This is a genomic window from Streptomyces sp. AHA2 (assembly GCF_036857595.1).
GTDB lineage: Bacteria > Actinomycetota > Actinomycetes > Streptomycetales > Streptomycetaceae > Streptomyces.
Genome location: NZ_JAUQWJ010000014.1, coordinates 156,518 through 182,058 on the forward strand (window position 1 = coordinate 156,518; position 25,541 = coordinate 182,058).

Below are 25,541 nucleotides of genomic sequence, written 5' to 3' on the forward strand. Positions count from 1 at the left end.
TGTCAGTGGCGGGGTGCACGATGGACGCATGCCCAGCACAGCACCCGGACCCCTGGACGGCTTCTCCCCCGCCACCCGCGCCTGGTTCACAGGCGCCTTCTCCGCGCCCACCACGGCCCAGGCCGGGGCGTGGCAGGCCATCCACGAGGGCTCGGACGTGCTGGTCGTCGCCCCCACCGGTTCCGGCAAGACGCTGGCCGCCTTCCTCGCGGCCCTGGACCAACTGGCCTCGACGCCTCCTCCGGCCGATCCCAGGAAGCGCTGCCGCGTGCTGTACGTCTCGCCCCTGAAGGCGCTGGCCGTGGACGTCGAGCGCAACCTCCGCAGCCCCCTGACCGGCATCCGTCAGGAGTCCGTGCGCCTGGGCCTGCCCGAGCCCGAGGTGAAGGTCGGCATCCGCTCGGGTGACACCCCGCCCGCCGAGCGCCGCGCCCTGTCGACCCGCCCGCCGGACATCCTGATCACGACGCCGGAGTCGCTGTTCCTGATGCTGACGTCGGCCACCCGCGACGCACTGGCCGGAGTCGAGACGGTGATCCTGGACGAGGTGCACGCGGTCGCCGGCACCAAGCGCGGCGCCCACCTCGCGCTCTCCCTGGAGCGGCTGGACGAGCTCCTGCCCAGGCCCGCCCGGCGCATCGGCCTGTCGGCGACGGTCCGCCCGGTCGACGAGGTGGCCCGCTTCCTCTCGCCCCGCCGCAAGGTGGAGATCGTCCAGCCCGCGTCGGGCAAGGAGTTCGACCTGTCCGTGGTGGTCCCGGTCGAGGACCTGGGCGAGCTGGGCGGCTCCCCGGTGGCCGACGGCCAGGAGGGGGCCGAGCGGCCCTCGATCTGGCCGCACGTGGAGGAGCGGATCACCGACCTCGTCCAGTCCCACCGCTCCACGATCGTCTTCGCGAACTCCCGCCGCCTCGCGGAGCGCCTGTGCAACCGCCTGAACGAGATCGCCTACGAGCGGGCCACGGGTGAGCCGCTGGAGGAGCACCACTCCCCCGCCGCGCTCATGGGCGGCTCGGGCGCCGCCCAGGGCGCACCGCAGGTCATCGCCCGGGCCCACCACGGCTCGGTCTCCAAGGAGCAGCGCGCCCTGGTCGAGGAGGACCTCAAGGCGGGCCGTCTTCCCGCGGTGGTGGCCACGTCCAGCCTCGAACTGGGCATCGACATGGGCGCGGTCGACCTCGTGGTGCAGGTCGAGTCACCGCCCTCGGTCGCCTCCGGCCTGCAGCGCGTGGGCCGCGCGGGTCACCAGGTGGGCGCGGTCTCCACCGGGGTCGTCTTCCCCAAGTACCGCGGCGACCTGGTCCAGGCGGCCGTGGTCACCGAACGCATGCGCACCGGCGCCATCGAGTCCCTCAGGGTGCCCGCCAACCCGCTGGACGTCCTCGCCCAGCAGATCGTCGCCATGACGTCCCTGGACACCTGGCAGTTCAACGACCTCCTCGCCGCCGTCCGCCGGGCCGCCCCCTTCGCCTCGCTGCCCGAGTCCGCGTTCACCGCGGTCCTCGACATGCTCGCCGGCCGCTACCCGTCCGACGCCTTCGCCGAGCTGCGTCCGCGCGTGGTGTGGGACCGCGTCACCGGCGAGATCACCGGCCGCCCCGGTGCCCAGCGCCTGGCCGTCACCTCCGGCGGCACGATCCCCGACCGCGGCCTGTTCGGCGTCTTCCTCGCGGGCGCCGACCCCAAGAAGGGCGGCGGCCGGGTCGGGGAGCTCGACGAGGAGATGGTCTACGAGTCCCGCGTCGGTGACGTCTTCACGCTGGGCACCAGCTCCTGGCGCATCGAGGACATCACCCGCGACCGGGTCCTGGTCTCCCCCGCCCCCGGTGTCCCGGGCCGGCTGCCCTTCTGGAAGGGCGACCAGCTGGGCCGCCCGCTGGAGCTGGGCCGGGCGGTGGGCGCGTTCCTGCGCGAGGTGGGCTCGCTGTCCGAGGAGGACGCGCGGCTGCGCCTGCTCGCCGCCGGACTGGACGCCTGGGCGGCCGGCAACGTGCTGTCGTACCTGGCCGAGCAGCGGGAGGCCTGCGGGCACATCCCGGACGACCGGACGATCGTCGTGGAGCGGTTCCGCGACGAGCTCGGCGACTGGCGGGTGGTGGTGCACTCCCCGTTCGGCGCGCAGGTGCACGCGCCCTGGGCGCTCGCGCTCGGCGCCAAGCTGTCCGAGCGCTACGGCATGGACGCCCAGGTCATGCACGCCGACGACGGCATCGTGCTGCGCCTGCCGGACGCCGACCTGATGGGCCTGGACCTGCTCGACCAGGACCCGGTGAGGACGGCGGGCCGGGAGTACGACGCCGAACAGGCACCCGTGGGCGCCGCCGACGTCGTCTTCGACAAGGGCGAGGTCGACCAGGTCGTCACCGACCAGGTGGGCAGCTCGGCCCTCTTCGCCTCCCGGTTCCGCGAGTGCGCCGCCCGCGCGCTGCTGCTGCCGCGCCGCAACCCGGGCAAGCGCACCCCCCTGTGGCAGCAGCGGCAGCGCGCCTCACAGCTGCTGCAGGTGGCGAGCGAGTTCGGCTCCTTCCCGATCGTCCTGGAAGCGGTCCGCGAGTGCCTGCAGGACGTCTTCGACGTGCCCGGACTCGTCGAGCTGATGGGAGACCTGGAGTCCCGCAAGGTCCGCCTCGTCGAGGTGACCACCCCCGAGCCCTCCCCCTTCGCCCGCTCCCTGCTGTTCGGTTACGTCGCCCAGTTCCTCTACGAGGGCGACTCCCCGCTCGCCGAGCGCCGGGCCGCCGCCCTGTCGCTGGACTCGCGACTGCTGGCCGAGCTGCTGGGCCAGGCGGAGCTGCGCGAGCTGCTCGACGCGGAGGTCCTGACCGAGCTGGAGCGCGAGCTGCAGTGGCTCACCGAGGACCGCCGGGTCAAGGATGCCGAGGGCGTCGCGGACCTGCTCCGGATGCTGGGTCCGCTCACGGACGCGGAACTCGCCGAACGGGGCGCCGACCCCCGGTGGGCGCAGGAACTGGCCGGGGCACGCCGGGTCATCCGCGTCAGGATCGCCGGAGCCGACCACTGGGCGGGCATCGAGGACGCGGGCCGTCTGCGCGACGCCCTGGGCACCGCCCTGCCCGTCGGCGTCCCGGAAGCCTTCACCGAGCCCGTCAAGGACCCCCTGGGCGACCTCCTCGCCCGCTACGCGCGCACCCACGGCCCGTTCACCTCCGCCACGGCAGCGGCCCGCTTCGGCCTGGGCGTGGCCGTCACCGAGGGCGCCCTGCAGCGGCTCGCCGCGGCGGGCCGGGTCGTCCAGGGCGAGTTCCATCCGGCCGGCATCGGCCAGGAGTGGTGCGACGCCGCCGTGCTGCGCCGCCTTCGCCGCCGCTCCCTGGCCGCCCTGCGCCACGAGCTGGAGCCGGTCCCGCCGGCCGCGCTCGCCCAGTTCCTGCCCCAGTGGCAGCACATCGGCAAGGGGCACGCCCTGCGCGGCATCGACGGACTGGTGCGCGCCGTCGAGCAGTTGCAGGGCGCGTCCGTGCCGGCGTCCGCCCTGGAGAAGCTCGTCCTGCCGTCCCGCGTCGTGAACTACACACCGGCCATGCTGGACGAGCTGACCGCCGCCGGGGAGATCGTCTGGGCCGGGGCCGGCTCCCTGCCCGGCAAGGACGGCTGGGTCTCCCTCTACCTCGCGGACGCGGCGCCACTGCTCCTGCCGCCCCCGCACCCCCTGGAGCTGACCGCGCTGCACCAGTCCGTCCTGGACACCCTCTCCGGCGGCTACGGCCTGTTCTTCCGGCAGATCGCCGACCAGGTCCGGGCCACCACCCACCCGGAGGCCGGCGACCAGCAACTCGCCGACGCGCTGTGGGACCTGGCCTGGTCGGGCCGCCTGACCAACGACACGCTCACTCCCCTGCGCTCCCTGCTCGGCTCCGGTCGCACCGCCGGATCCACGGCCCACCGCGCCAAGCGCGCCGTCCCCCGCGGCCGCTACGGCTCCCTGACGGCCGCCGCCCGTACGGCGTCCCGCTCCGGTCCGCCGACGGTGGCGGGGCGCTGGTCCCTGCTGCCCACCCACGAGCCGGACCCGACCGTCCGGGCCCACGCCCTCGCCCGCACCCTGCTCGACCGGCACGGCGTGGTGACCCGCGGCGCGGTCTCCGCGGAGGGCGTCGAGGGCGGTTTCTCGGCGACGTACCGCGTCCTGTCGGTCTTCGAGGAGAGCGGCCAGGCCCGCCGCGGTTATGTGGTGGAGGGGCTCGGCGCGGCGCAGTTCGCGATGGACGGCGCCGTGGACCGGCTGCGCGCGGTGTCCAACGCCCGCGACCGGGGCGAGAGCCTGCCCGGCCCGCCCGCGGGGACCGGCCTGGACGAGTTCGCCGCCCACGACCTCGCCGGCCCGGACGACCCCGCCGCCCGCCCCGTCGGCGACCACATCGAGCACCCGGGTTCCGACGGCTTCCCGGGCCCCGACTCCTCCGCCGCCCCCTTCGGGTCCCGCCGTGCCCGGGACGAGTGGGTGTCCCCCCGCGACCACCCGGCCCAGGACACCCCGCCCTGGCAGAACGGCGGAGGGAATCCGTACGGTTCCGGGTACTCGGCGCGCCGCGACCGCCCCGAAGCGTCCAGAGCCGTCGTGCTGGCCGCCGCCGACCCGGCGAACGCGTACGGCGCCGCCCTGCCCTGGCCCGAGCCGCCGGCCGGCGCCGGGCACAAGCCCGGCCGCAAGGCCGGCTCCCTGGTGGTGCTCGTCGACGGCGACCTGACGCTCTACATGGAGCGCGGCGGCAAGACCCTGCTCGCCTGGGCCGCCGACCCGGACGGCACGCCCACGGACGATCCCCGTCTGCGCACCGCGGCCGAGGCGCTCGCCGCGGCCGCCCGGGCGGGCTCCCTCGGCACGGTCACCGTGGAACGCGTCAACGGCGCCCAGGCCCTCACCTCCCCCATCGGCACCCTGCTGGAAGGAGCGGGCTTCATCGCGACGCCCCGCGGTCTGCGCCTGAGGGTTTGATCCCCCGCCGGCGTGCGACTCTTGAACCATGCCCGAAGGTGACACGGTCTGGCAGGCCGCGAGGCGGCTGGACGACGCCCTCGCGGGCAGGGTGCTGATCCGCAGCGACCTGCGGGTGCCCCGCTTCGCCACGGCCGACCTCACCGGCCGCACGGTCCTGGACGTCACCCCTCGCGGCAAGCACCTCCTCACCCGCATCGAGGGCGGCCTGACCCTGCACTCCCACCTGAGGATGGACGGCGCCTGGAAGATCTACGACAACGGCAAGCGCTGGACCGGCGGGCCGGGACACCAGATCCGCGCGATCCTCGGCACCACCGAACGCACCGCCGTCGGCTACCGCCTCCCCGTCCTGGAACTGCTGCGCACCTCCGACGAGTCGCGTGCGGTGGGCCACCTCGGCCCCGACCTGCTGGGCCCTGACTGGGACCCGGACCGCGCCCTCGCCAACGTCCTGCAGGACCCGGCACGCCCTCTCGGCGAGGCCCTGCTCGACCAGCGCAACCTCGCCGGCATCGGCAATGTCTACAAGTGCGAGCTGTGCTTCCTCCTCGGCGTCACGCCCTGGCTCCCGGCGGGGGACCTGCCCGCCGACCGGGCGGCACACCTGCCGGAGCTGGCCAAGAAGCTGCTGGAGGTCAACCGCGACCGCCCGGTCCGCATCACCACGGGCCGCCGCGGGCAGGACCTCTACGTCTACGGCCGGGCCCGCCGCCCCTGCCTGCGCTGCGGCACCCCGATCCGGCTCGCCGACCAGGGCGACGGCTCCCGGGAGCGCCCCACGTACTGGTGCCCCACCTGCCAGCCGGGACCGTCGCCGACGGTCTCCGCGGCCTACCGGCGCAGCCGAGCCGTGTGACGGCCCACTGGGCCATGTGACGGCGCACCGGACACCTTCCCCGATGCCACGCGGCTTCCACACCGCAGCGCCCCAGAGCCCCGAAGCCGTGAGCCGGCTCGTGCTCAGCCGCACAACGCCTCGAAGGGCCCGGGCCCTCGAGCCGACGCCTCGCCAGGACACGCGGCCCACAGCGACGGCGACAGCTCATCCCCTGCCCGTATCCGCCCCCCGACGCGGCGAGCCCCACAGGCTCCGCCAACGCCCCGCGGCCACCGCCCCCGTCGCCCGCCGTTTCGGCACGCAGTGCACCGGAAGCACGCTCAGCCCCCACCCCCCGGCCGCGACCGCCGCCTCCAGCAGCCCCGCCCCCGAGTCCGTCATCAACCGCAGGGCCGCCCACCACCACACGACACCGAAGCCGAGCACGGTCCCGCGCACCCCCCAGCGCACTATGCCCGCCATGCCCCCCACCCCCGCCCCGAGGCCGGGCGGCTGGAGCCGCAACCAGTTCGGACGGCGGGCAGGACACTCCACGGACGTATGGACGCGCCGCACACCCCGTCCAGCCGGGCGGCGCGCACCCCGCGGCCCCACCTGACCCCCCGGGCTTCGCATCGCCCACCGGCCCCGGCCCGGCACGGCCCTACAGGCCCGCCAGCCCCGCTCAGGCCCGCCCGCCGCGCCAGTCCCGCAAGGTCCTCCTGGCCCGCCCGGCCCGACCGGCCACCCGGCCCGCCGTCCACCGTGGCGCCCGGCCGGCTCACCCGTTCTCGGCCTGGAACATCCAGTGATGCTTCTCCAGGGCCGCCGTGATGCCGATGAAGATGTCCTGGCTCACGGGATCGGGCTCGCCGGTCGTCTCGATCCGCTCCCGCATCCGCGTGATCACCGCACCCAGTGCCTCGACCAGCGTCCCCACGGCGGCGGTGTCGTCGACCCAGCCCTCCGGGGTGACACCGATGCCGCTGCCGACGGCAACGGTCGCCGCCCGTCCGTCGGGCGAGATCCCCAGCGCCGCGGCCCGCTCGGCCACGGTGTCGGAGTAGGTGCGGGCGGTGTCGACGACCTCGTCGAGCTGGAGGTGGACGGAACGGAAGCGCGGTCCCACCACGTTCCAGTGGATCTGCTTCGCCACGAGGGCGAGATCCACCAGATCGACCAGGGCGCCCTGCAGCGCCTCGGACACGGTCTTCAGGTTCGCGTCCGACAATGGGCTCTTCACGACGTACATCCGCACCTCCGGGAACTGCCCCCCGCCGTCCCTCCCACGATGACCGCCCCGCGCCCCACCGGCAAACGCACGCAAGCCGGACATCGAACCGCTGGCTGGGCCGAGCGCCGAGGAGCTCACCCTCCGCCGGGCAAGCGAAAACCCCGGACCGGTGCCCCTCCGGTTCTCCGGAGAAGCCCGCCCGGGGCCTCGTTCATGCCGGGTGAGCGTCGAGCCTCACGCGGCGACGACGTCCACCGCCTCGGCAGGCGCCTTGATGGTCACCCGTTCCGGTGGCACACCGGTCACCGAAACGGAACCCAGCATCGGTCGGACCGGTGTGGGCACAGGCTCGCTGGGGGTGGCCGCAGCAGACTGGGCCAGCTCGGCGAGGGCGAGCTCGTCGCTCACTTCCCGCATGAGCTCGGACATCCGTACGTCCAGCGCGTCGCAGATGGCGGAGAGCAGCTCGGAGGAAGCCTCCTTCTGCCCCCGCTCCACCTCGGAGAGATAGCCGAGTGAGACTCGGGCGGACGAGGAGACTTCGCGCAGAGTACGGCCCTGGCGCTGGCGCTGCCGACGCAGCACGTCACCCAGCAGGCGACGGAGCAGAATCATCGGTGGCTCCCTCCTCGGACCGCGTAGCCGCATCCATTACGCCCCACCGTACCGCCTCGCGCCGCGGCCGTGCGGGGAGCGATGTCGTGTTCACTCAGGGCTGCAAACATCAAAACCCCCCGTTCCGTTCCGTATCCTGTGCCCGCTCATTCCCGGTCTGTTCGTCCGCAAGCTCCTTCAGGAGCAGTGCGAGTACGCTCCGTACACTCTCTCTACGAATTTCCTCGCGGTCGCCGTTCAACCGCAGACCCTCCACTTTTCCGCCGCGGGCGGAACCGGAATGCGGTCCGAAGGGCCCGTCCACGGCGATGAAAACCGTCCCCACGGGCCGGCCGTCCTGCGGCTCCGGGCCCGCCACACCGGTGGTCGCGATGCCCCAGTCCGCGCCCAGCGCAGCGCGCACGCCGGCCGCCATCTGGGCCGCGACCTGCGGATCCACCGCTCCCTGTGCCGCCAGCAGAGTGGCGTCGACGCCGAGCAGCCGGCGCTTGAGGTCGGTGGCGTAGGCGGTCACCGAGCCTCTGAAGACCTTGGACGCCCCGGGGACCGAGGTGATCTCCGCCGCCACGAGGCCACCGGTCAGCGACTCCGCGACAGCGAGCGTCCCACCCTTCACCGTGAGTAGTCGCACCACGTCGGTGGCCGTGGAACTCACGCTTCCTTCTCCTCCAACGCGGCCTTCCGCTCGGCGATTCCCCGCCGGCGCAGCACAATGGCCTGTTTCACGTAGTCGAGCCCGGTCACCACGGTCAGCACAACCGCCGCGGCCATCACCCACCACCTCAGGGTGGCCAGCCATCCCGTCAGCGCCAGCACGTACATCCCGACGGCCACTCCCTGCGTGAGGGTCTTCAGCTTCCCGCCGCGGCTCGCGGGGATGACGCCGTAGCGGATGACGAGGAACCGCAGCAGGGTGATGCCGAGTTCCCGGCCGAGGATGACGCCGGTGACCCACCAGGGCAGATCGCCGAGCGCGGACAGACAGATCAGCGCCGCTCCCATGATCGCCTTGTCGGCGATGGGGTCGGCGATCTTCCCGAAGTCCGTGACGAGGTTGTACGTGCGGGCGAGATGGCCGTCGAAAAGGTCGGTGATCATGGCGATGGCGAAGGCCGCCCAGGCCAGCGAACGCCAGGCCGGGTCGTATCCGCCGTCGGCGAGCATCAGCGCGACGAAGGCCGGTACCAGGACCAGCCGGAGCATGGTCAGCAGGTTGGCGATGTTCCAGACGCTGGCCTGGTTGACGGCCGCCGCCGCCAGCTTCGCTCCCCGCGGGGGCCTGCCGTCGCCGCCCCGGTCCTCGACGCCGTCGCCCTCACCGAGCAGCAGGCCGCCGTCACCGGCGACCGCACCGCCGCCACGGGCACCGCTCACCGCGCCGCCGCCGGCCACCGGACCGCTGCCGCCGGCACCGCCGCCGGCGACGGTCCTGCCGTCCCCGGCAGGCCCGGCGACCGCGTCACCGCTGCCCGGCGCCGCGCCGGCGGCACCGCCCCGCTCCGCCTCGCCGGGCGCTCCGGGCCCGGCCCCGGACGATCCGCCCTCGGCCGACGGGGCCGCCGCACGTCCCGCCACCGCCCCGGGAACCGTCCCCGAGGCCGCGGGGGCCGGGGACACCGTGCCGGCCGGGGACGCCGCACCGGCCGCGGCCCTCCTCGCGCCGGAGGCACCACCCGCCGCGGATGCCGGGACACCGGTCATCTGCCCGCCTCCTCACTCCACGCAGGCGATGCGAACGAGCCCTGCAGCGGCTCGGCCACCAGGTCGACACCTTCCGTGCCGACCACCTTCGCCTCGACCATACGGCCGATGCTCAGGCCCGCGCCGCTCGTGAGCAGCACCTGGCCGTCCGTCTCGGGCGCCTGGTGCTCCGCGCGCCCGTACACGCCCTCCTCGTCGTCCACGGACTCGACGAGGACGTGCACGGTCTGGCCGACGCGCTCCTCGGCGCGCTGCGAGACGAGTTCCTCGGCGAGCCGCGAGACGCGGGCCAGCCGCTCGTCGACGACGTCCTGGTCGAGCTTGCCGTCGTAGGTCGCGGCCTCGGTGCCCTCCTCGTCGGAGTAGCCGAAGACGCCGATGGCGTCCAGCCTCGCGCCGTTCAGGAACCGCTCCAGCTCGGCGAGGTCCGCCTCGCTCTCGCCGGGGAAGCCGACGATGAAGTTGGAGCGCACACCCGCCTCGGGCGCCTTGCCGCGGATGGTGTCGAGGAGTTCCAGGAAGCGGTCGGTGTCGCCGAAGCGGCGCATCGCGCGCAGCACGCCGGGCGCGGAGTGCTGGAAGGACAGGTCGAAGTAGGGCGCGACCTTCGGCGTGGAGGTCAGCACGTCGATCAGGCCGGGCCGCATCTCGGCCGGCTGGAGGTAGCTGACGCGGACACGCTCGATGCCGTCGACCTCGGCCAGCTCGGGCAGGAGGGACTCCAGCAGGCGGATGTCGCCCAGGTCCTTGCCGTAGGAGGTGTTGTTCTCGGAGACCAGCATGACCTCCTTGACGCCCTGCTCGGCCAGCCAGCGCGTCTCGTTCAGCACGTCCGAGGGGCGGCGGGAGATGAAGGAGCCGCGGAAGGACGGGATCGCGCAGAAGGAGCAGCGGCGGTCACAGCCCGAGGCGAGCTTCACGGAGGCCACCGGGGAGCCGTCCAGCCGGCGGCGCAGCGGCGCCCGGGGGCCGGAGGCCGGAGCGAGGCCCTCCGGGAGGTCGGCGGGTGCGACGGCGGGCGCGGCGGGACCGTGCCCGGGCAGCGCGACCTCGGCGGCCGAGTCCTGGCGCCGGGCGGGGCTGATCGGCAGCAGCTTGCGCCGGTCGCGCGGGGTGTGCGAGGCGTGGATGCCGCCGTTGAGGATGGTCTGGAGCCGGTCGGAGATGTTCGCGTAGTCGTCGAAGCCGAGCACGCCGTCGGCCTCGGGGAGGGCCTCGGCGAGTTCCTTGCCGTACCGCTCGGCCATGCAGCCCACCGCCACGACGGCCTGGGTTCTGCCGTGTCCCTTGAGGTCGTTGGCCTCGAGGAGGGCGTCGACGGAGTCCTTCTTGGCGGCTTCGACGAAGCCGCAGGTGTTCACGACGGCGACGTCGGCTTCCTCGGCGTCCTCGACGAGCTGCCAGCCGTCCGCCTCCAAACGGCCTGCGAGCTCCTCCGAGTCCACCTCGTTACGGGCGCAGCCAAGGGTGACGAGTGCGACGGTACGGCGTTCAGGCATGGGCTCAAGACTACTTCGTCCCGCCGACGCCCCACGTCGACGGGGTTGGCCGTTTCCCGGCCAACCCCGTGTGAAGTGCGCTTACCGGGCGGGTCACCCGGCCTCGGGGTCGCCCTTCGTGTAGGTCAGGCGTTCGACGGAGCCGGGCTGGAAGTCCTCTTCGATCTTCTTTCCGTTGACGAAGAGGTCGATCGCGCCGGCGTCGCCGAGGACGAGGTGGACCTTGGTGCTGTCCTGGAAGGTCTTGGTGTCGCCCTGCTTGAGGACGCCGTCGAAGAGCATCCGGCCGTTGTGGTCCCTGGCCGCGATCCAGCTGCGGCCGTCGGCGGCGGCCACCCGGACGGTGACCTTGTCCTGCGGCGCGGCGGCGATGGCGCTGTCGGACGGCTCGGGCTCGGGTGCGGCGGGCTTCTTGGTCTTGGTGGTCGGGGAGGCGGAGTCGCCGGGCGTGGAGCCCTCGGCCACGCTCGCCTCGTTGCCGCCGTCGTCGCCGCCCTGGAACATGGTGAAACCGACGAAGCCGATCACGGCGACGATGGCGGCGACCATGGCCGCGGTCCAGTTGGGTCCCCGCCGCTCCGGGCGGATGCGCTCCGCCTCGAAGAGGGGAGCCGCCGGGGTCGGCGCGGGACGCCCGCCGTACTCCTCGCCGTACTGGGCGAGCAGGGGCTCCGGGTCGAGGTGGACGGCCTTGGCCAGGGTCCTGATGTGCCCGCGTGCGTAGACGTCCCCGCCGCAGGGCGAGAAGTCGTCCGCCTCGATCGCGTGCACGATGTTCATGCGGACCCGGGTGGCGCTACTGACGTCGTCGACAGTCAGCCCGGCGGCGATACGGGCCTGCCGCAGGGCGTGGCCGATGGAGGGGCGGGCTTCCTCGTGGTCTGCTGCGACGCTGTCGTCTTCGAACGGACGCTCGTCTTCAGGTGAGTTGCCGATGGACACGGGGGCGCCTTTCGAGCGTGTAGCCGCCTGTGCTGGAGGTTCAGTCTAGGGGGAGTGCGAAAAGGTGGGGCAACCGGGCGGTGACACTTTGTACGCCATCGGAATGGCCCGACAGTCCGATGGTGGGGTCGCTGCGTTTCGCTTCCCTCAACTTGACGTACGGCGAAGGGAAACGGTTGCCCGTTGGTCCTTACGGGTGAGTCACGATCAGGACACCCGATTGCCGTACGGCCCGACGATCACCGTGCGCCGTTTCCCTACCCTTCAGACTCCCCCCGGATCAGGGCGAGCACGCCATCCAGTTCGTCGGGCTTCACGAGAACGTCACGAGCCTTCGAACCCTCGCTCGGTCCGACGATGTTCCGGGACTCCATGAGGTCCATCAGCCGCCCGGCCTTGGCGAAGCCGACGCGCAGCTTGCGCTGGAGCATGGACGTCGAGCCGAACTGCGTGGAGACGACCAGCTCGGCCGCCTGGCACAGCAGGTCGAGGTCGTCGCCGATGTCCTCGTCGATCTCCTTCTTCTGCTTGGTGCCCACCACGACGTCGTCCCGGAAGACCGGCGTCATCTGGTCCTTGCAGTGCTGCACGACCGCCGCGACCTCGGCCTCGGTCACGAAGGCGCCCTGCATACGGGTGGGCTTGTTGGCCCCCATGGGCAGGAACAGCCCGTCGCCCTTGCCGATGAGCTTCTCGGCGCCCGGCTGGTCGAGGATGACGCGCGAGTCGGCCAGCGAGGAGGTGGCGAAGGCGAGCCGGGAGGGCACGTTCGCCTTGATCAGGCCGGTGACGACGTCCACCGAGGGGCGCTGCGTGGCCAGGACCAGGTGGATGCCGGCCGCGCGCGCGAGCTGCGTGATGCGCACGATCGCGTCCTCGACGTCGCGGGGCGCGACCATCATCAGGTCGGCCAGCTCGTCGACGATGACCAGCAGGTAGGGATACGGCTGGAGTTCGCGCTCGCTGCCCTCGGGCGGCTTGACCTTGCCCTCGCGCACGGCCTTGTTGAAGTCGTCGATGTGCCGGTAGCCGTAGGCGGCGAGGTCGTCGTAGCGCAGGTCCATCTCGCGCACGACCCACTGGAGCGCCTCGGCGGCCCGCTTGGGGTTGGTGATGATCGGCGTGATCAGGTGCGGGATGCCCTCGTAGGCGGTCAGCTCGACCCGCTTGGGGTCGACCAGGATCATCCGTACGTCCTCGGGCGTCGCCCGCATCATGATCGAGGTGATCAGGCAGTTGATGCAGGACGACTTGCCGGAGCCGGTGGCGCCGGCCACCAGCATGTGGGGCATCTTCGCCAGCGAGTGCATGACGTAGCCGCCCTCGACGTCCTTGCCGAACGCGACCAGCATCGGGTCGTCGTCCTCCGCGGACTCCGCGAGGCGCAGCACGTCGCCGAGGTTGACCATCTCGCGGTCGGTGTTGGGGATCTCGATGCCGACCGCGGACTTGCCGGGGATGGGGCTGATGATCCGCACGTCCGGGGAGGCGACGGCGTAGGCGATGTTCTTGGCGAGCGCGGTGATGCGCTCGACCTTCACGGCGGGGCCGAGTTCCACCTCGTAGCGCGTGACCGTCGGCCCGCGCGTGAAGCCGGTGACCCTGGCGTCGACCTTGAACTCGGTGAAGACGGTGGTCAGCGCGGCCACTATGGCGTCGTTGGCGGCGCTGCGGGCCTTGCCCGGGCCGCCGCGCTCCAGCAGGTCCAGCGACGGCAGGGAGTAGGTGATGTCGCCCGAGAGCTGGAGCTGCTCCGCACGCGGGGGCAGCTCGCGGGGCTCGGCGGGGGGCGCCTTGGTCAGGTCGCGGACGCCGGCCTTCGGCTTGAGCGGTTCCGGCTCCGCCTGCGGCGGCTGGGCGGGCTGGACCTGGGGCCGGGCGGCCGGAACGGGTGTCGGTGTGGTCGCCTCCTGGTCCCCCGCCCGCACGCCCTGGGTGAGGTCGGCGACGACCGGCGAGGGCGGCATGCCGTGCAGCACGGCGCCGTCGAGCGCCGCCGCGGCCGCCGCGGCGACGTCCACGGCGTCCCTGGGCCGGTCCATGTCGGGCTGGGGCACCGCCGAGCGGCGGGGCCGGCCCCGCCGCTGCGAGAGTGCCTCCTGCTCCGCGCTGTCGGGGTCGTACGCCGCGGGCGCCGGCGCGCGCCTGCCCCGCGGGCGCGCGGGCAGCGCCTCGCGCCACTGCTCCTCGTAGCGCTCGTCGTCCTCGGCGTACCCGTAGTCGTCGTACTCGGCCGGGTCCCGGACGAGGCCGAGCCGCACCCCGAGCAGCCGCAGCCGCTGCGGGATGGCGTTGACCGGGGTGGCGGTGACGACGAGGAGCCCGAAGATCGTCAGCAGCACCAGCAGCGGCACCGCGAGCACATCGCCCATGGCGTACGACAGCGGCGTCGCCATGGCCCAGCCGATGAGGCCTCCGGCGTCCCTTATGGCCGTCATGCCGTCACCGCGCGCGGGTGAGCCGCAGGCGACGTGGACCTGGCCGAGCACGCCGATGACGAGCGCGGACAGGCCGATGACGATGCGTCCGTTGGCCTCGGGCTTCTCCGGGTGGCGGATGAACCGCACCGCGACGACCGCGAGCAGTATCGGCACGAGCAGGTCGAGCCGGCCGAAGGCACCGGTCACCAGGATCTCGACCAGGTCGCCCACGGGCCCCTCGAGGTCGGCCCAGGTCCCGGCGGCCACGATCAGGGCGATGCCGAGCAGCAGCAGGGCGACGCCGTCCTTGCGGTGGGCCGGGTCCAGGTTCTTGGCACCCTGCCCTACGCCGCGGAAGACGGCGCCGACGGCGTGCGCCACGCCGAGCCACACGGCGCGCACGAGCCGGTACACGCCCCCGGTGGGACTGGGAGCCGGCCTGGGCGCGACCTTCTTGGCCGCGGCCTTCCTGGCGGGCGCCTTCTTCGCGGGGGCCTTTCGGGCAGCGGCCTTCTTCGCCGGAGCCTTCGCCGAAGCGGCCGCCTTCTTCGCGGGCGGCTTCCTGGCTGCGGAGGGACGTGAGGCCATGGGTGTGAGGTTACCGGTGGAGACGACAGGGGACACGTGTGCCCACGGCTTCACCCGTTCGTGTCGCTTCCGGAAGAGGTGCGAGGCTGACGCGCGGTCGCCGGGAGGCAACCCGGCCTGCCCGCGCGTCAGTTCTGCGAGGACACCGAGGAAGTGCTTCCGGCGCCCGGCTCGAGCGCGTCCAGCGCCCGCCGCAACCCCGTGAGCTTGCGCTCCAGATGAGCCGCCGTCGCCACCGCGGCGGCGTCGGTCGAATCGTCGTTCAGCTGCTTGCTGAGCGCCTCGGCCTGCTCCTCGACGGCCGCGAGCCGCGCGGAGAGTTCCGCGAGGAGCCCGGCCGACTCCTTGGCCTCGCCGCCCGCGTCCTTGCCGTTGCCCTCCAACTGCAGCCGCAGCAGGGACGCCTGCTCGCGCAGCTGGCAGTTCTTCATGTACAGCTCGACGAAGACGGAGACCTTCGCGCGCAGCACCCACGGGTCGAACGGCTTGGAGATGTAGTCGACCGCGCCCGCCGCGTAGCCCCGGAAGGTGTGGTGGGGGCCGTGGTTGATCGCCGTGAGGAAGATGATCGGGATGTCCCGGGTCCGCTCGCGCCGCTTGATGTGCGCGGCGGTCTCGAACCCGTCCATGCCCGGCATCTGCACGTCCAGCAGGATGACCGCGAAGTCGTCCGTGAGCAGCGCCTTGAGCGCTTCCTCCCCGGACGATGCCCGCACCAGCGTCTGATCGAGCGCGGAGAGGATCGCCTCCAGCGCCAGCAGATTCTCCGGCCGGTCATCGACCAGGAGGATCTTGGCCTTCTGCACCATGGCCCGCCCTCCTCGCCCCGGCGTGGGGCCTCCCCTGTCCGCAGGACCTGGGGAAGCGTCGGTGGGTGCCGCCCCAGGGGACGACTCCCTTGCGTCGTCCGTCCTTGTGCCGGTCATCGTAGCCGCACCCCGCCCGTCGCCACACCCTGTCACCGTGTTGTCACTGTGCACATAGCAGAAACGCAGCAGGAGACCTGAAGGTTCCCCGGATCTTCCGGTTCTACACGGCCGGTACCCACCGAATTCGCGGCCCGGAGTCCGCACCCGGGCCGTCCCCTCACGGCCCGCCGGCCGGCCGGCGGGCCCGTCCTCATTCGCCGCGCATCCACTGGTCCATCACCGTCAGCAGGTGATCGGGGTCGACCGGCTTCGTGACGTAGTCGGAGGCGCCCGACTCGATCGCCTTCTCCCGGTCGCCCTTCATCGCCTTCGCGGTCAGCGCGATGATCGGCAGCCCCGCGAACTGCGGCATCCTGCGGATCGCCGTGGTCGTCGCGTACCCGTCCATCTCGGGCATCATGATGTCCATCAGCACCACCGCCACGTCGTCGTGCTGCTCCAGCACCTCGATGCCCTCGCGGCCGTTCTCGGCGTACAGCACCGACAGGCCGTGCTGCTCCAGGACGCTGGTCAGGGCGAAGACGTTGCGGATGTCGTCGTCGACGATCAGGACCTTCTGACCGCCGAACCGGATGCCCCGCTGCGGCTTCGCCACCGGCTCCTGCTCGGCCGGGACCCACTGCTCGGGCTGGGAGGGCCGCGGCGGCAGCTCGGGCGTCCTGCGCCGCCGCCGGAACAGCGCGGCGGACCCGTTCTGCGTCTCGCGGTACGACGTCGCCTCCGCGGGCGTCTCGGCCTCCGCCTCGGACAGCTGCGCCGGGTCGCCCGCGGAGAGCGCCGCCTCGGCGGCCTCCAGGGCGGGCAGCTGCTGCTGGTAGCCCTGCGGCGGCAGCTCGCTGGGGTGCAGCGGCAGGTACAGCGTGAAGGTCGAGCCACGGCCGGGCTCGCTCTGCGCGTGGATCTCACCCCCCAGCAGCTGGGCGATCTCCCGCGAGATCGACAGACCCAGGCCCGTGCCGCCGTACTTGCGGCTGGTGGTGCCGTCGGCCTGCTTGAACGCCTCGAAGATCACCCGCATCTTGCTGGACGCGATGCCGATGCCGGTGTCGGTCACCGAGAACGCGATCAGCTCGGCGTCCGGGTCGGTCAGCGACCCGGTCTCCAGCAGCTGCTCGCGGATCTTCTGCGGAACGTCCTCCCGCGCCGGCCTGATCACCAGCTCCACCGAACCGGAATCGGTGAACTTCACCGCGTTCGACAGCAGGTTGCGCAGCACCTGCAGCAGCCGCTGCTCGTCGGTGTGCAGGGTGGCCGGCAGCTCGGGCGAGACCCGCACCGACAGGTCCAGGCCCTTCTCGGCGGTCAGCGGACGGAAGGTGGCCTCCACGTAGTCCACCAGCTGCACGAGCGCGATCCGCGTCGGGGAGACGTCCATCTTGCCCGCCTCGACCTTCGACAGGTCCAGGATGTCGTTGATGAGCTGGAGCAGGTCGGAACCGGCCCCGTGGATCGTCTCGGCGAACTCGACCTGCTTCGGCGAGAGGTTGCCCTCGGCGTTGTCGGCCAGCAACTTGGCGAGGATCAGCAGCGAGTTGAGCGGCGTACGCAGCTCGTGCGACATGTTCGCCAGGAACTCGCTCTTGTACCTCATCGACACCGCGAGCTGCTCGGCACGCTCCTCCAGGACCTGCCGCGCCTCCTCGATCTCGGTGTTCTTCACCTCGATGTCCCGGTTCTGCTGGGCCAGCAGCTCGGCCTTCTCCTCCAGTTCGGCGTTGGACGCCTGCAGGGCCTTCTGCCGCTGCTCCAACTCCGCCGACCGTTCGCGCAGTTGCTCGGTCAGCTCCTGCGACTGCGCCAGCAGCAGCTCGGTCTTGGTGTTGACGGAGATGGTGTTGACACTGGTGGCGATCATCTCCGCGATCTGGTTCAGGAAGTCCTTCTGGATCTGCGTGAACGGCGTGAAGGACGCCAGCTCGATGACGCCGAGGACCTTCCCCTCGAACAGCACCGGCAGCACGATCACCTGCGCGGGCGGCGCCTCACCGAGCCCCGAGGAGATCTTCAGGTAACCGCTGGGCGCGTTCTCCACCAGGATCGTGCGCTTCTCCGTGGCGGCCGTCCCGATCAGCGCCTCACCGGGCTGGAACGACGTCGGCATCGACCCCATCGAGTAGCCGTACGAGCCGACCATCCGCAGCTCGTACTGGTCGTCGTCCGCGGCGTTGATCTCCTCGCCGTCGACCAGCGGCATGGCGAGGAAGAACGCGCCGTGCTGGGCCGAGACCACCGGGGTCAGCTCGCTCATGATCAGCGAGGCCACGTCCTCCAGGTCCCGGCGGCCCTGCATGAGGCCGGAGATCCGGGCGAGGTTGCCCTTGAGCCAGTCCTGCTCCTTGTTGGCGATGGTGGTGTCGCGCAGGTTGGCGATCATCTTGTTGATGTAGTCCTGCAGTTCCTGGATCTCCCCCGAGGCGTCCACGTCGATCTTCAGGTTGAGATCGCCGCGGGTCACCGCGGTCGCCACCCGCGCGATGGCACGCACCTGCCGGGTCAGGTTCCCGGCCATCTCGTTCACCGACTCCGTCAGGTCCCGCCAGGTGCCGTCGACGTCACGCACGCGTGCCTGCCCGCCGAGCTGCCCCTCGGTGCCCACCTCGCGGGCCACGCGCGTGACCTCCTCGGCGAACGACGACAGCTGGTCCACCATCGTGTTGATGGTCGTCTTCAGCTCCAGGATCTCGCCCCGGGCGTCGATGTCGATCTTCTTGGTCAGATCGCCCTTCGCGATGGCCGTGGTCACCATGGCGATGTTGCGCACCTGGCCCGTCAGGTTCGACGCCATCTGGTTCACCGACTCGGTGAGGTCCTTCCACGTACCGGCCACGCCCGGCACGTGCGCCTGGCCGCCCAGGATGCCGTCCGTGCCCACCTCGCGGGCCACCTTGGTGACCTGCTCGGCGAAGGAACTCAGCGTCTTCACCATCGTGTTGATCGTGTCGGCGAGCTGCGCGACCTCACCGCGCGCCTCGATGGTCACCTGCCGCGTCAGGTCACCGTTGGCGACCGCCGCCGAGACCTGGGAGATGTTGCGCACCTGCGTGGTCAGGTTCTTGGCCATCAGGTTGACGTTGTCGCTGAGGTCCTTCCAGATGCCCGTGACCCCCGGCACGTGCGCCTGGCCGCCCAGGATGCCCTCGGTGCCCACCTCACGGGCCACCCGGGTCACCTGCTCGGCGAAGGAGGACAGCTGGTCGACCATCGTGTTGACGGTCGTCACCAGCTCGAGGATCTCGCCCTTGGCGTCGACGGTGATCTTCTTCGACAGATCGCCCCGGGCCACCGCCGTCGTGACCTCGGCGATGTTGCGCACCTGGATGGTCAGGTTGTTCGCCATGCCGTTCACGGACTGGGTGAGGTCCTTCCAGGTGCCGGAGACGCCCTGCACCTCGGCCTGACCGCCCAGGATGCCCTCCGTACCCACCTCACGGGCCACCCGCGTGACCTCCTGGGCGAACGACGACAGCTGGTCCACCATCGTGTTCAGGGTGTTCTTCAGCTCCAGGATCTCGCCCCGGGCGTCCACCGTGATCTTCTGCGACAGGTCACCCCGGGCCACCGCGGTCGCCACCTGGGCGATGTTGCGCACCTGCGCGGTGAGGTTGCCGGCCATGCCGTTCACCGAGTCGGTCAGGTCGCGCCACACACCGGCGACGCCGGGCACCTGCGCCTGGCCGCCCAGCCGGCCGTCCGTGCCCACCTCGCGGGCCACCCGGGTCACCTGGTCCGCGAAGGCGGACAGCTGGTCGACCATCGTGTTGATGGTGTTCTTCAGCTCCAGGATCTCGCCCCGGGCGTCCACGTCGATCTTCTGCGAGAGGTCGCCCCGCGCCACGGCCGTCGTCACCTGGGCGATGTTGCGCACCTGGGAGGTGAGGTTGCCGGCCATCGAGTTGACGGAGTCGGTCAGTTCCTTCCACGTGCCCGACACACCGTCGACCCGGGCCTGACCGCCCAGCCGGCCCTCCGTGCCCACGTCCCGGGCCATCCGGGTCACCTGGTCCGCGAAGCTCGACAGCTGGTCGACCATCGTGTTGACGGTGTTCTTCAGGGCGAGCATCTCGCCGGAGACGTCGACCGTGACCTTCTGCGACAGGTCTCCGTTCGCCACCGCCGTCGTCACCTGGGCGATGTTCCTCACCTGCCCGGTGAGGTTGCGGAACGCCGTGTTGACGGAGTCCGTCAGGTCCTTCCACGTACCGGCCGCGCCCGGCACCTGCGCCTGGCCGCCCAGCTCGCCCTCGACACCCACCTCACGGGCCACACGCGTCACTTCGGCACCGAAGGCGGACAGCTGGTCCACCATCGTGTTGACGGTGTTCTTCAGCTCCAGCATCTCGCCGGCCACGTCGACCGTGACCTTCTGCGACAGATCGCCGTTCGCCACCGCCGTCGTCACGGCCGCGATGTCCCGCACCTGCGTGGTCAGGTTCCGGAAGACCGTGTTCACCGAATCGGTGAGGTCCTTCCACGTCCCCGCCGCGCCCGGCACGTTCGCCTGACCGCCCAGCCGCCCCTCGGCGCCGACCTCGTTCGCCACGCGCGTGACTTCGTCCGCGAAGATCCGCAGCGTCTCGGTCATCTGGTTGATCGTCTCGGCGAGCTGCGCCACCTCGCCGCGGGCCGGCACGGTCACCTTCCGCGACAGGTCGCCGTTGGCGACCGCGGTCGTCACCTCGGCGATCCCGCGCACCTGGGCCGTGAGGTTCCCGGCCATGGTGTTCACGGAATCGGTGAGTTCCTTCCACACACCGTCCACGCCGGGCACCTGCGCCTGACCGCCCAGCGCGCCCTCGGTTCCCACCTCGCGGGCCACCCGCGTCACCTCGGAGGAGAACGCCGACAGCTGGTCCACCATCGTGTTGACGGTGTTCTTCAGCTCCAGCATCTCGCCGGCCACGTGGACCGTGACCTTCCGCGACAGATCACCCCGGGCGACCGCCGTCGTCACCAGCGCGATGTCCCGCACCTGGGCCGTCAGCCGGTGCGCCATCGTGTTGACGGAGTCGGTGAGGTCCTTCCACGACCCGGACATGCCCCGCAGCCGCGCCTGACCGCCCAGCTTGCCCTCGGTGCCCACCTCGCTGGCCACGCGCGTGACCTCGTCGGTGAACGTCGACAGCTGGTCGACCAGGTTATTCACGGTCCGCCCGACCTTGAGGAACTCGCCCCGCAGCGGCTGCCCGTTCCCCTCCGGCACGTGCGTGCGCAGTTCCATGCGCGGCGACAGATCACCGTCCGCCACCGCCGACAGCACCCGGCTGACCTCGGAGACCGGGCGCACCAGGTCGTCCACCAGGGCGTTCGAGTTGTCGATCGCCGTCGCCCACGAGCCCTCGCAGACGCCCGTCTCCAGCCGCTCGGTCAGCTTCCCCTCGCGGCCCACCATCCGCCGCACCCGTGACAGCTCACCCGTCAGATGCAGGTTCCGGTCGGCCACCTCGTTGAAGACCGCCGCGATCTCCGACATCACGCCGTCGCCGGACACCGTCAGCCGCTTGCGGAAATTGCCGTCCCGCATCGACACCAGGGCCGACAGCAGCCTGTTCAGCGCCGCCGTGTCCACCTCGGTCGTGCCGTTGCGCGCTGTGCCCTGGTTGCTCGGGGACTGTCCGCCTTTCGCGCGCGTCCTCTTGCCACGCGTCGCTGCGCCAGACTCCACTGTGTCCCTCCCGCAGGGGTCGACCGTCACTGCTGTGCTCGGGTTCCACTCTCGGCGTACCGGTTACTACTGCGCATTGTCCGCCCTGCATGCCAGGCCGGTCCCAGAGGGCTGCTGCCCGCCGTACGCCTCCGGCACTCAACCTGCCCGGACCCGTACAGGAAGCCTGCCCAGTGTTTCATCCCGGCCGAACCAGGCCATAACAGTTCGGCAGCTTCGCACATCGTCCGCACACCCTCCGGACGGAAACACTGCAGACCGGCACCCGCTCGGACCGCGAAGGTAAGTAACCTTGCATCCGGCTGTCCAGCCGCGCCGGTCCGTCCGGCCTGGGCGGTGGCACGAAGACGAGCGGGCATCGGAGGGGCGGCCGCAGACACATGACCACCGGACTGATCCCGGGGGAACAGCCCCCGGACCCCCGGCCGACGGGCGGACTGCCGCACCAGCGGCACGATCCGGACGGCCCCCCAGCCCAGCACGACGAGAACCGGTCGAGGAGTTCTGTGATCACCGCGCGCGCGGCCGCCAGTTTCGAGCCCGTCGGGCGCTCGGTCGCGAGCGCCCGCTCGTTCGTCCGCGACACCCTCCAGGGCTGGGGATTCGCCGACATCGTCGACGACGCAGTCGTTCTCACCAGCGAACTCGTGACGAACGCCGTCGTCCACGCCGGCACCTCCGCCGACGTGCTGTGCCTGCGCAGCGACGAAGGCGCGCGCATCGAGGTCGCCGACCGGTACCCGGAGCGCGAGGTCCCCCTCCAGGGCACGGCCGTCAACATGGGCAGCCCCGACCGCGAGGGCGGCCGCGGCCTGCAGCTGTGCGCGGCCCTCGCCGGCCGCTGGGGCGTCGAGTACACCCCCACCCACAAGACCGTCTGGTTCCAGCTCGACCTGCCCGCACGCGCGGTCGGCACCCGAGCCGCCGGACCGGCCCTCCCCGCCGAGCTGCTCCCGCTGGCCGACGGCCGGGTCCGCGTGGCCGTCATCCAGATCGACCGCACCGGCCACATCACCGCCTGGAACGAGGACGCCGAGGACCTCTTCGGCTACCCCGCCGACCAGGTCACCGGCAAACCCCTCACCGACTTCGCCGCCTGGCCGCACACCCCGGGCACCAGCACCGGCATCGCCGAGGCCCTGCGCCTGTCCCGCTGGGAGGGCAGCTACGGCATCCGCGACGCCGACGGCCGGGTCGTCCCCGTCTACGCCTCCCACCTGCGCGTACGGGACACCGGTGGCGAGCCGTCAACCGTGTGCCTCCTGGTACGCGACCACGAACGGGCCGTCCTCCAGACGCCCCTGCGCGTCCCGGCCTCCGACGGTCCCAGCAGCACCGAGGGCCAGAGCACCGACCCCTTCGAGGTGTTCATCGGCTCCCCCGCCCCGGACGACCTCGACGGCCTCCTCCAACGCACCGTCGAGCGCGCCCGTGACATGCTCGACGGCGACTCCGCCTTCCTCCTGCTCGCCACCGACGACGAGACCGAACTGGAGGTCCGCGCCTCCACCGGCCTGCCCTCCGCCCGCCAGCGCTTCGCCCGCGTCCCCGTCGAGGCGGGCCCCGGCCGCTACGGCTCGGCCCGCATGCCCGCCGTCCACGACGACCTCTCGGCCGTCCCCGGCGCGGTTCCCCTGCTGAACGGCACCGGCATGCGCTCGGTCGTCACGGTCCCGCTGAAGGTCGAAGGCCGCCTCACCGGCTCCCTCGGCGTCGCGGCGGAGGCTCCCGCCAGGTACTCCAACGAAGAGGCCCTGCGCCTGCAGTTCGCCGCCGACCGCATCGCCCTCGCCGTCGAGTCGGCGCGCCTGGGCGAGCTGGAGCGGCTGCGCCGCGGCTCCCTCAGCTTCCTGGTCGAGGCCTCCGACCTGCTCGCCGGCACCCTCGACCGCGACCAGACCCTGGCGCTGATGGCCCAGATGACGGTCCCGACCCTCGCCACCTGGTGCGCCGTCTACACGATCGCCGACCAGTCGTCCGAGCCCGACCTCTCCTACGTCCTGCACGAGGACGAGGAACTCATCGACGGCATCAAGTCCCTGCTGTCCAAGATCCCGCCACCCGACCCGGTCCCCACGCCCGGCGCCCGCGTGTGGTCGGCCCCCGGTGAGAACGCCCACCAGTCCGCCCTGCGCAGTTCCATGCGCAGCCTCGGCCTCAGCGGCGGCACCGGCAACCAGGTCACTCCCGGCATCGGTCCGACTCTCGCCACGGCCTCCGCGGTCGGCGGCGAGACGGTCGTCCTCCCGCTGGTCGCCCGCAACCGCGTCATCGGCATGCTCACCCTCGGCAAGCCCGCCGACGAGCACTTCCGCCAGGAGATCCTGGAACTCGCCGAGGACCTCTCGCGCCGGGCCGCCCTCGCTCTGGACAACGCCCGCCTCTATTCGGAGCGCACGGCGATCAGCCAGTCCCTGCAGCGCAGCCTCCTGCCGCCCGAGCTCCCGTCCATCGAGGGCGTCGAGGTCGAGGTCATCTACCGCGCCGCCGGCGAGGGCAACGAGGTCGGCGGTGACTTCTACGACGTCTTTCCCATCCGCGACGGCGCCTACGGCTTCGCCATCGGCGACGTCTGCGGCACCGGCCCGAACGCCGCGGCCGTCACGGGCCTGGCCCGCCACGCCCTGCGCCTCCTCGCCCGGGAGGGCCTCAGCGGCCCGGCTGTCCTGGAACGCCTCAACTCCGCCATCCTCGACGAGGGCGCCCGCAGCCGCTTCCTCACCCTCCTGTACGGCGAGATGCGCCCCCAGGAGGACGGCAGCGCCGAACTGAAGGTCGTCTGCGCCGGCCACCCCCTGCCGCTGCGTCTGCGCCAGGACGGCACGGTCGAACCGGCCGCCGAACCCCAGCCGCTCCTCGGCGTCATCGACGACCTGGAGCTCTACGAGGAGACGGTCACCCTGGACCCGGGTGACGTCCTGCTGTGCGTCACGGACGGCGTCACCGAACGCCGCGAGGGCACCCGCATGCTGGGCGACGACGGCCTCGCCGACGTCCTGACCACCTGCACGGGCCTGACGGCCGGAGCGGTCGCGGCGCGCATCATGCGGGCAGTGGAACGCTTCGCCTCGGACGCCCCGTCCGACGACATGGCGATCCTGGCCATGCGCGTCCCCGGCCTCCAGCAGGACTAGGACAAGCAAGAAGGCCCCACCCGTGAGGGTGGGGCCTTTCTGTTTGAGCCCCCAAACGGAATCGAACCGTTGACCTTCTCCTTACCATGGAGACGCTCTACCGACTGAGCTATAGGGGCCTGTCGCTTGGGGTTTCCCCGCGGCAACGGAATAGATCATACCCCGAACACAAGAGTGCTCCCAACCACGTCAGAAAGCCGGCTGCAACAGGCCGCCCAGGGCATTGCAGGCGGACACGATCCGCTGCATGTCCCGCTTGGTGAGGGCGGCGTCGACCGGCAGTGCGAGGGTCTCGTCGGCAGCGCGCTCGGTCTCCGGCAGGGACACGCACCGCCGGAACTCGGGCAGCCGGTGCACGGGGGTCTTCACCGGCACCCGGCACTCAACTCCCTTGCTCCGCACGGCCCGCGCGAAGGCGTCCCGGTCCGGGCGCCCGTTCCCCGGCACCCGCACGACGTACTGCTGATAGGAGTGCCCGTCACCGTCGTCCGGCGTCCGCACGCCCCTCAACTTCGCGTGCAGATACGCCGCGCGCTCCCTGCGCTGCGCTATCTCGTCGTACGGCGCCTCGGACTCCCCCTCCTCGAGTACGAGCAGCCCGTGCCGCTGCCCCACCTGGTGCAGCCGCGCGAGGTCGGCGAGCCGGCCGAAGCGGTGCACCACGACGACGGCCGCGGTCCGGGGGGTCACGGCCGCCTCCACGGCGTCGGCGTCGAGGCAGTAGGTGACGGGGTCTATGTCGGCGAACACGGGCATGGCTCCGGCCATGGCGACGGCCTCGGCAACCTCGACGTTCCCGAAGGCCGGCACGACGACCTCGTCACCGAGTCCGACTCCGGCGGCCCTGAGCATTGCGGCAGTACCCATGCCGTGCATGCTCGTTGCGCAACGTGAACTTCAAGTGACGGGCAACAAAAAAGGGTTGGACCCCGAACCGAAGTCCGGGGCCCAACCCTTGTAAGAATTGTTCGGCGGCGTCCTACTCTCCCACAGGGTCCCCCCTGCAGTACCATCGGCGCTGTAAGGCTTAGCTTCCGGGT

General features: G+C 71.9%; 13 protein-coding genes, 1 tRNA gene and 1 rRNA gene. 3 read left to right on the forward strand and 12 right to left on the reverse strand.

Going from position 1 to position 25,541, the window contains the following annotated elements; genetic code table 11:
* Positions 1-28 precede the first annotated feature (28 nt).
* Together Q5694_RS25695 and Q5694_RS25700 are read left to right on the forward strand one after the other, a co-directional pair.
* Entirely contained in the window at positions 29-4,957 is a 4,929-nt protein-coding gene (locus tag Q5694_RS25695) for an ATP-dependent helicase (protein ID WP_333935718.1), read from the forward strand.
* A gap of 28 nt (positions 4,958-4,985) precedes the next feature.
* Entirely contained in the window at positions 4,986-5,816 is an 831-nt protein-coding gene (locus tag Q5694_RS25700) for an Fpg/Nei family DNA glycosylase (RefSeq protein ID WP_333935719.1), read from the forward strand.
* 742 nt (positions 5,817-6,558) lie between these two features.
* On the opposite strand, the gene Q5694_RS25710 is transcribed toward Q5694_RS25700, so the two are convergent.
* The 9 genes from Q5694_RS25710 to Q5694_RS25750 form a co-directional block, all read right to left on the reverse strand.
* Positions 6,559-7,029, reverse strand: coding sequence for a Dps family protein (locus Q5694_RS25710; RefSeq protein ID WP_333935721.1), 471 nt, complete (start codon positions 7,027-7,029; stop codon positions 6,559-6,561).
* 216 nt (positions 7,030-7,245) lie between these two features.
* A complete protein-coding gene (locus Q5694_RS25715) occupies positions 7,246-7,626 on the reverse strand; it encodes a helix-turn-helix domain-containing protein (RefSeq protein WP_003993396.1) in 381 nt (126 codons plus the stop codon).
* Between the two features lie 109 nt (positions 7,627-7,735).
* Positions 7,736-8,281: a CinA family protein gene (locus Q5694_RS25720; protein WP_333935723.1), complete on the reverse strand. Its 546-nt coding sequence runs from the start codon at positions 8,279-8,281 to the stop codon at positions 7,736-7,738.
* Positions 8,278-8,955: a CDP-diacylglycerol--glycerol-3-phosphate 3-phosphatidyltransferase gene (gene pgsA, locus Q5694_RS25725; protein WP_443040939.1), complete on the reverse strand. Its 678-nt coding sequence runs from the start codon at positions 8,953-8,955 to the stop codon at positions 8,278-8,280. The genes Q5694_RS25720 and pgsA overlap by 4 nt, the downstream gene beginning before the upstream one ends.
* A gap of 368 nt (positions 8,956-9,323) precedes the next feature.
* Positions 9,324-10,826, reverse strand: a complete 1,503-nt coding sequence (gene rimO / locus Q5694_RS25730) for a 30S ribosomal protein S12 methylthiotransferase RimO (RefSeq protein WP_333935725.1) — start codon at positions 10,824-10,826, stop codon at positions 9,324-9,326.
* A gap of 93 nt (positions 10,827-10,919) precedes the next feature.
* Entirely contained in the window at positions 10,920-11,768 is an 849-nt protein-coding gene (locus tag Q5694_RS25735; protein WP_333935726.1) for a helix-turn-helix domain-containing protein, read from the reverse strand.
* A gap of 257 nt (positions 11,769-12,025) precedes the next feature.
* A complete protein-coding gene (locus tag Q5694_RS25740; RefSeq protein ID WP_333935727.1) occupies positions 12,026-14,776 on the reverse strand; it encodes a DNA translocase FtsK in 2,751 nt (916 codons plus the stop codon).
* 128 nt (positions 14,777-14,904) lie between these two features.
* Positions 14,905-15,585, reverse strand: a complete 681-nt coding sequence (locus Q5694_RS25745) for a response regulator (RefSeq protein ID WP_333935728.1) — start codon at positions 15,583-15,585, stop codon at positions 14,905-14,907.
* 310 nt (positions 15,586-15,895) lie between these two features.
* Positions 15,896-21,367 carry a HAMP domain-containing protein gene (locus Q5694_RS25750; protein WP_333935729.1) on the reverse strand — a complete coding sequence of 1,824 codons (5,472 nt, stop codon included), beginning with the start codon at positions 21,365-21,367 and terminating at the stop codon, positions 15,896-15,898.
* Positions 21,368-21,747: 380 nt separating this feature from the next.
* Between Q5694_RS25750 and Q5694_RS25755 the strand changes: the two genes are divergently transcribed.
* A complete protein-coding gene (locus tag Q5694_RS25755; RefSeq protein ID WP_333935730.1) occupies positions 21,748-24,501 on the forward strand; it encodes a SpoIIE family protein phosphatase in 2,754 nt (917 codons plus the stop codon).
* A 46-nt stretch (positions 24,502-24,547) separates the two neighbouring features.
* On the opposite strand, the gene Q5694_RS25760 is transcribed toward Q5694_RS25755, so the two are convergent.
* The 3 genes from Q5694_RS25760 to rrf form a co-directional block, all read right to left on the reverse strand.
* A tRNA-Thr gene (locus Q5694_RS25760) sits at positions 24,548-24,620 on the reverse strand.
* A gap of 70 nt (positions 24,621-24,690) precedes the next feature.
* Positions 24,691-25,353 carry a DegT/DnrJ/EryC1/StrS family aminotransferase gene (locus Q5694_RS25765; protein ID WP_333935739.1) on the reverse strand — a complete coding sequence of 221 codons (663 nt, stop codon included), beginning with the start codon at positions 25,351-25,353 and terminating at the stop codon, positions 24,691-24,693.
* A gap of 114 nt (positions 25,354-25,467) precedes the next feature.
* Positions 25,468-25,541 (reverse strand): 5S ribosomal RNA (gene rrf / locus Q5694_RS34880); the annotation flags it as partial.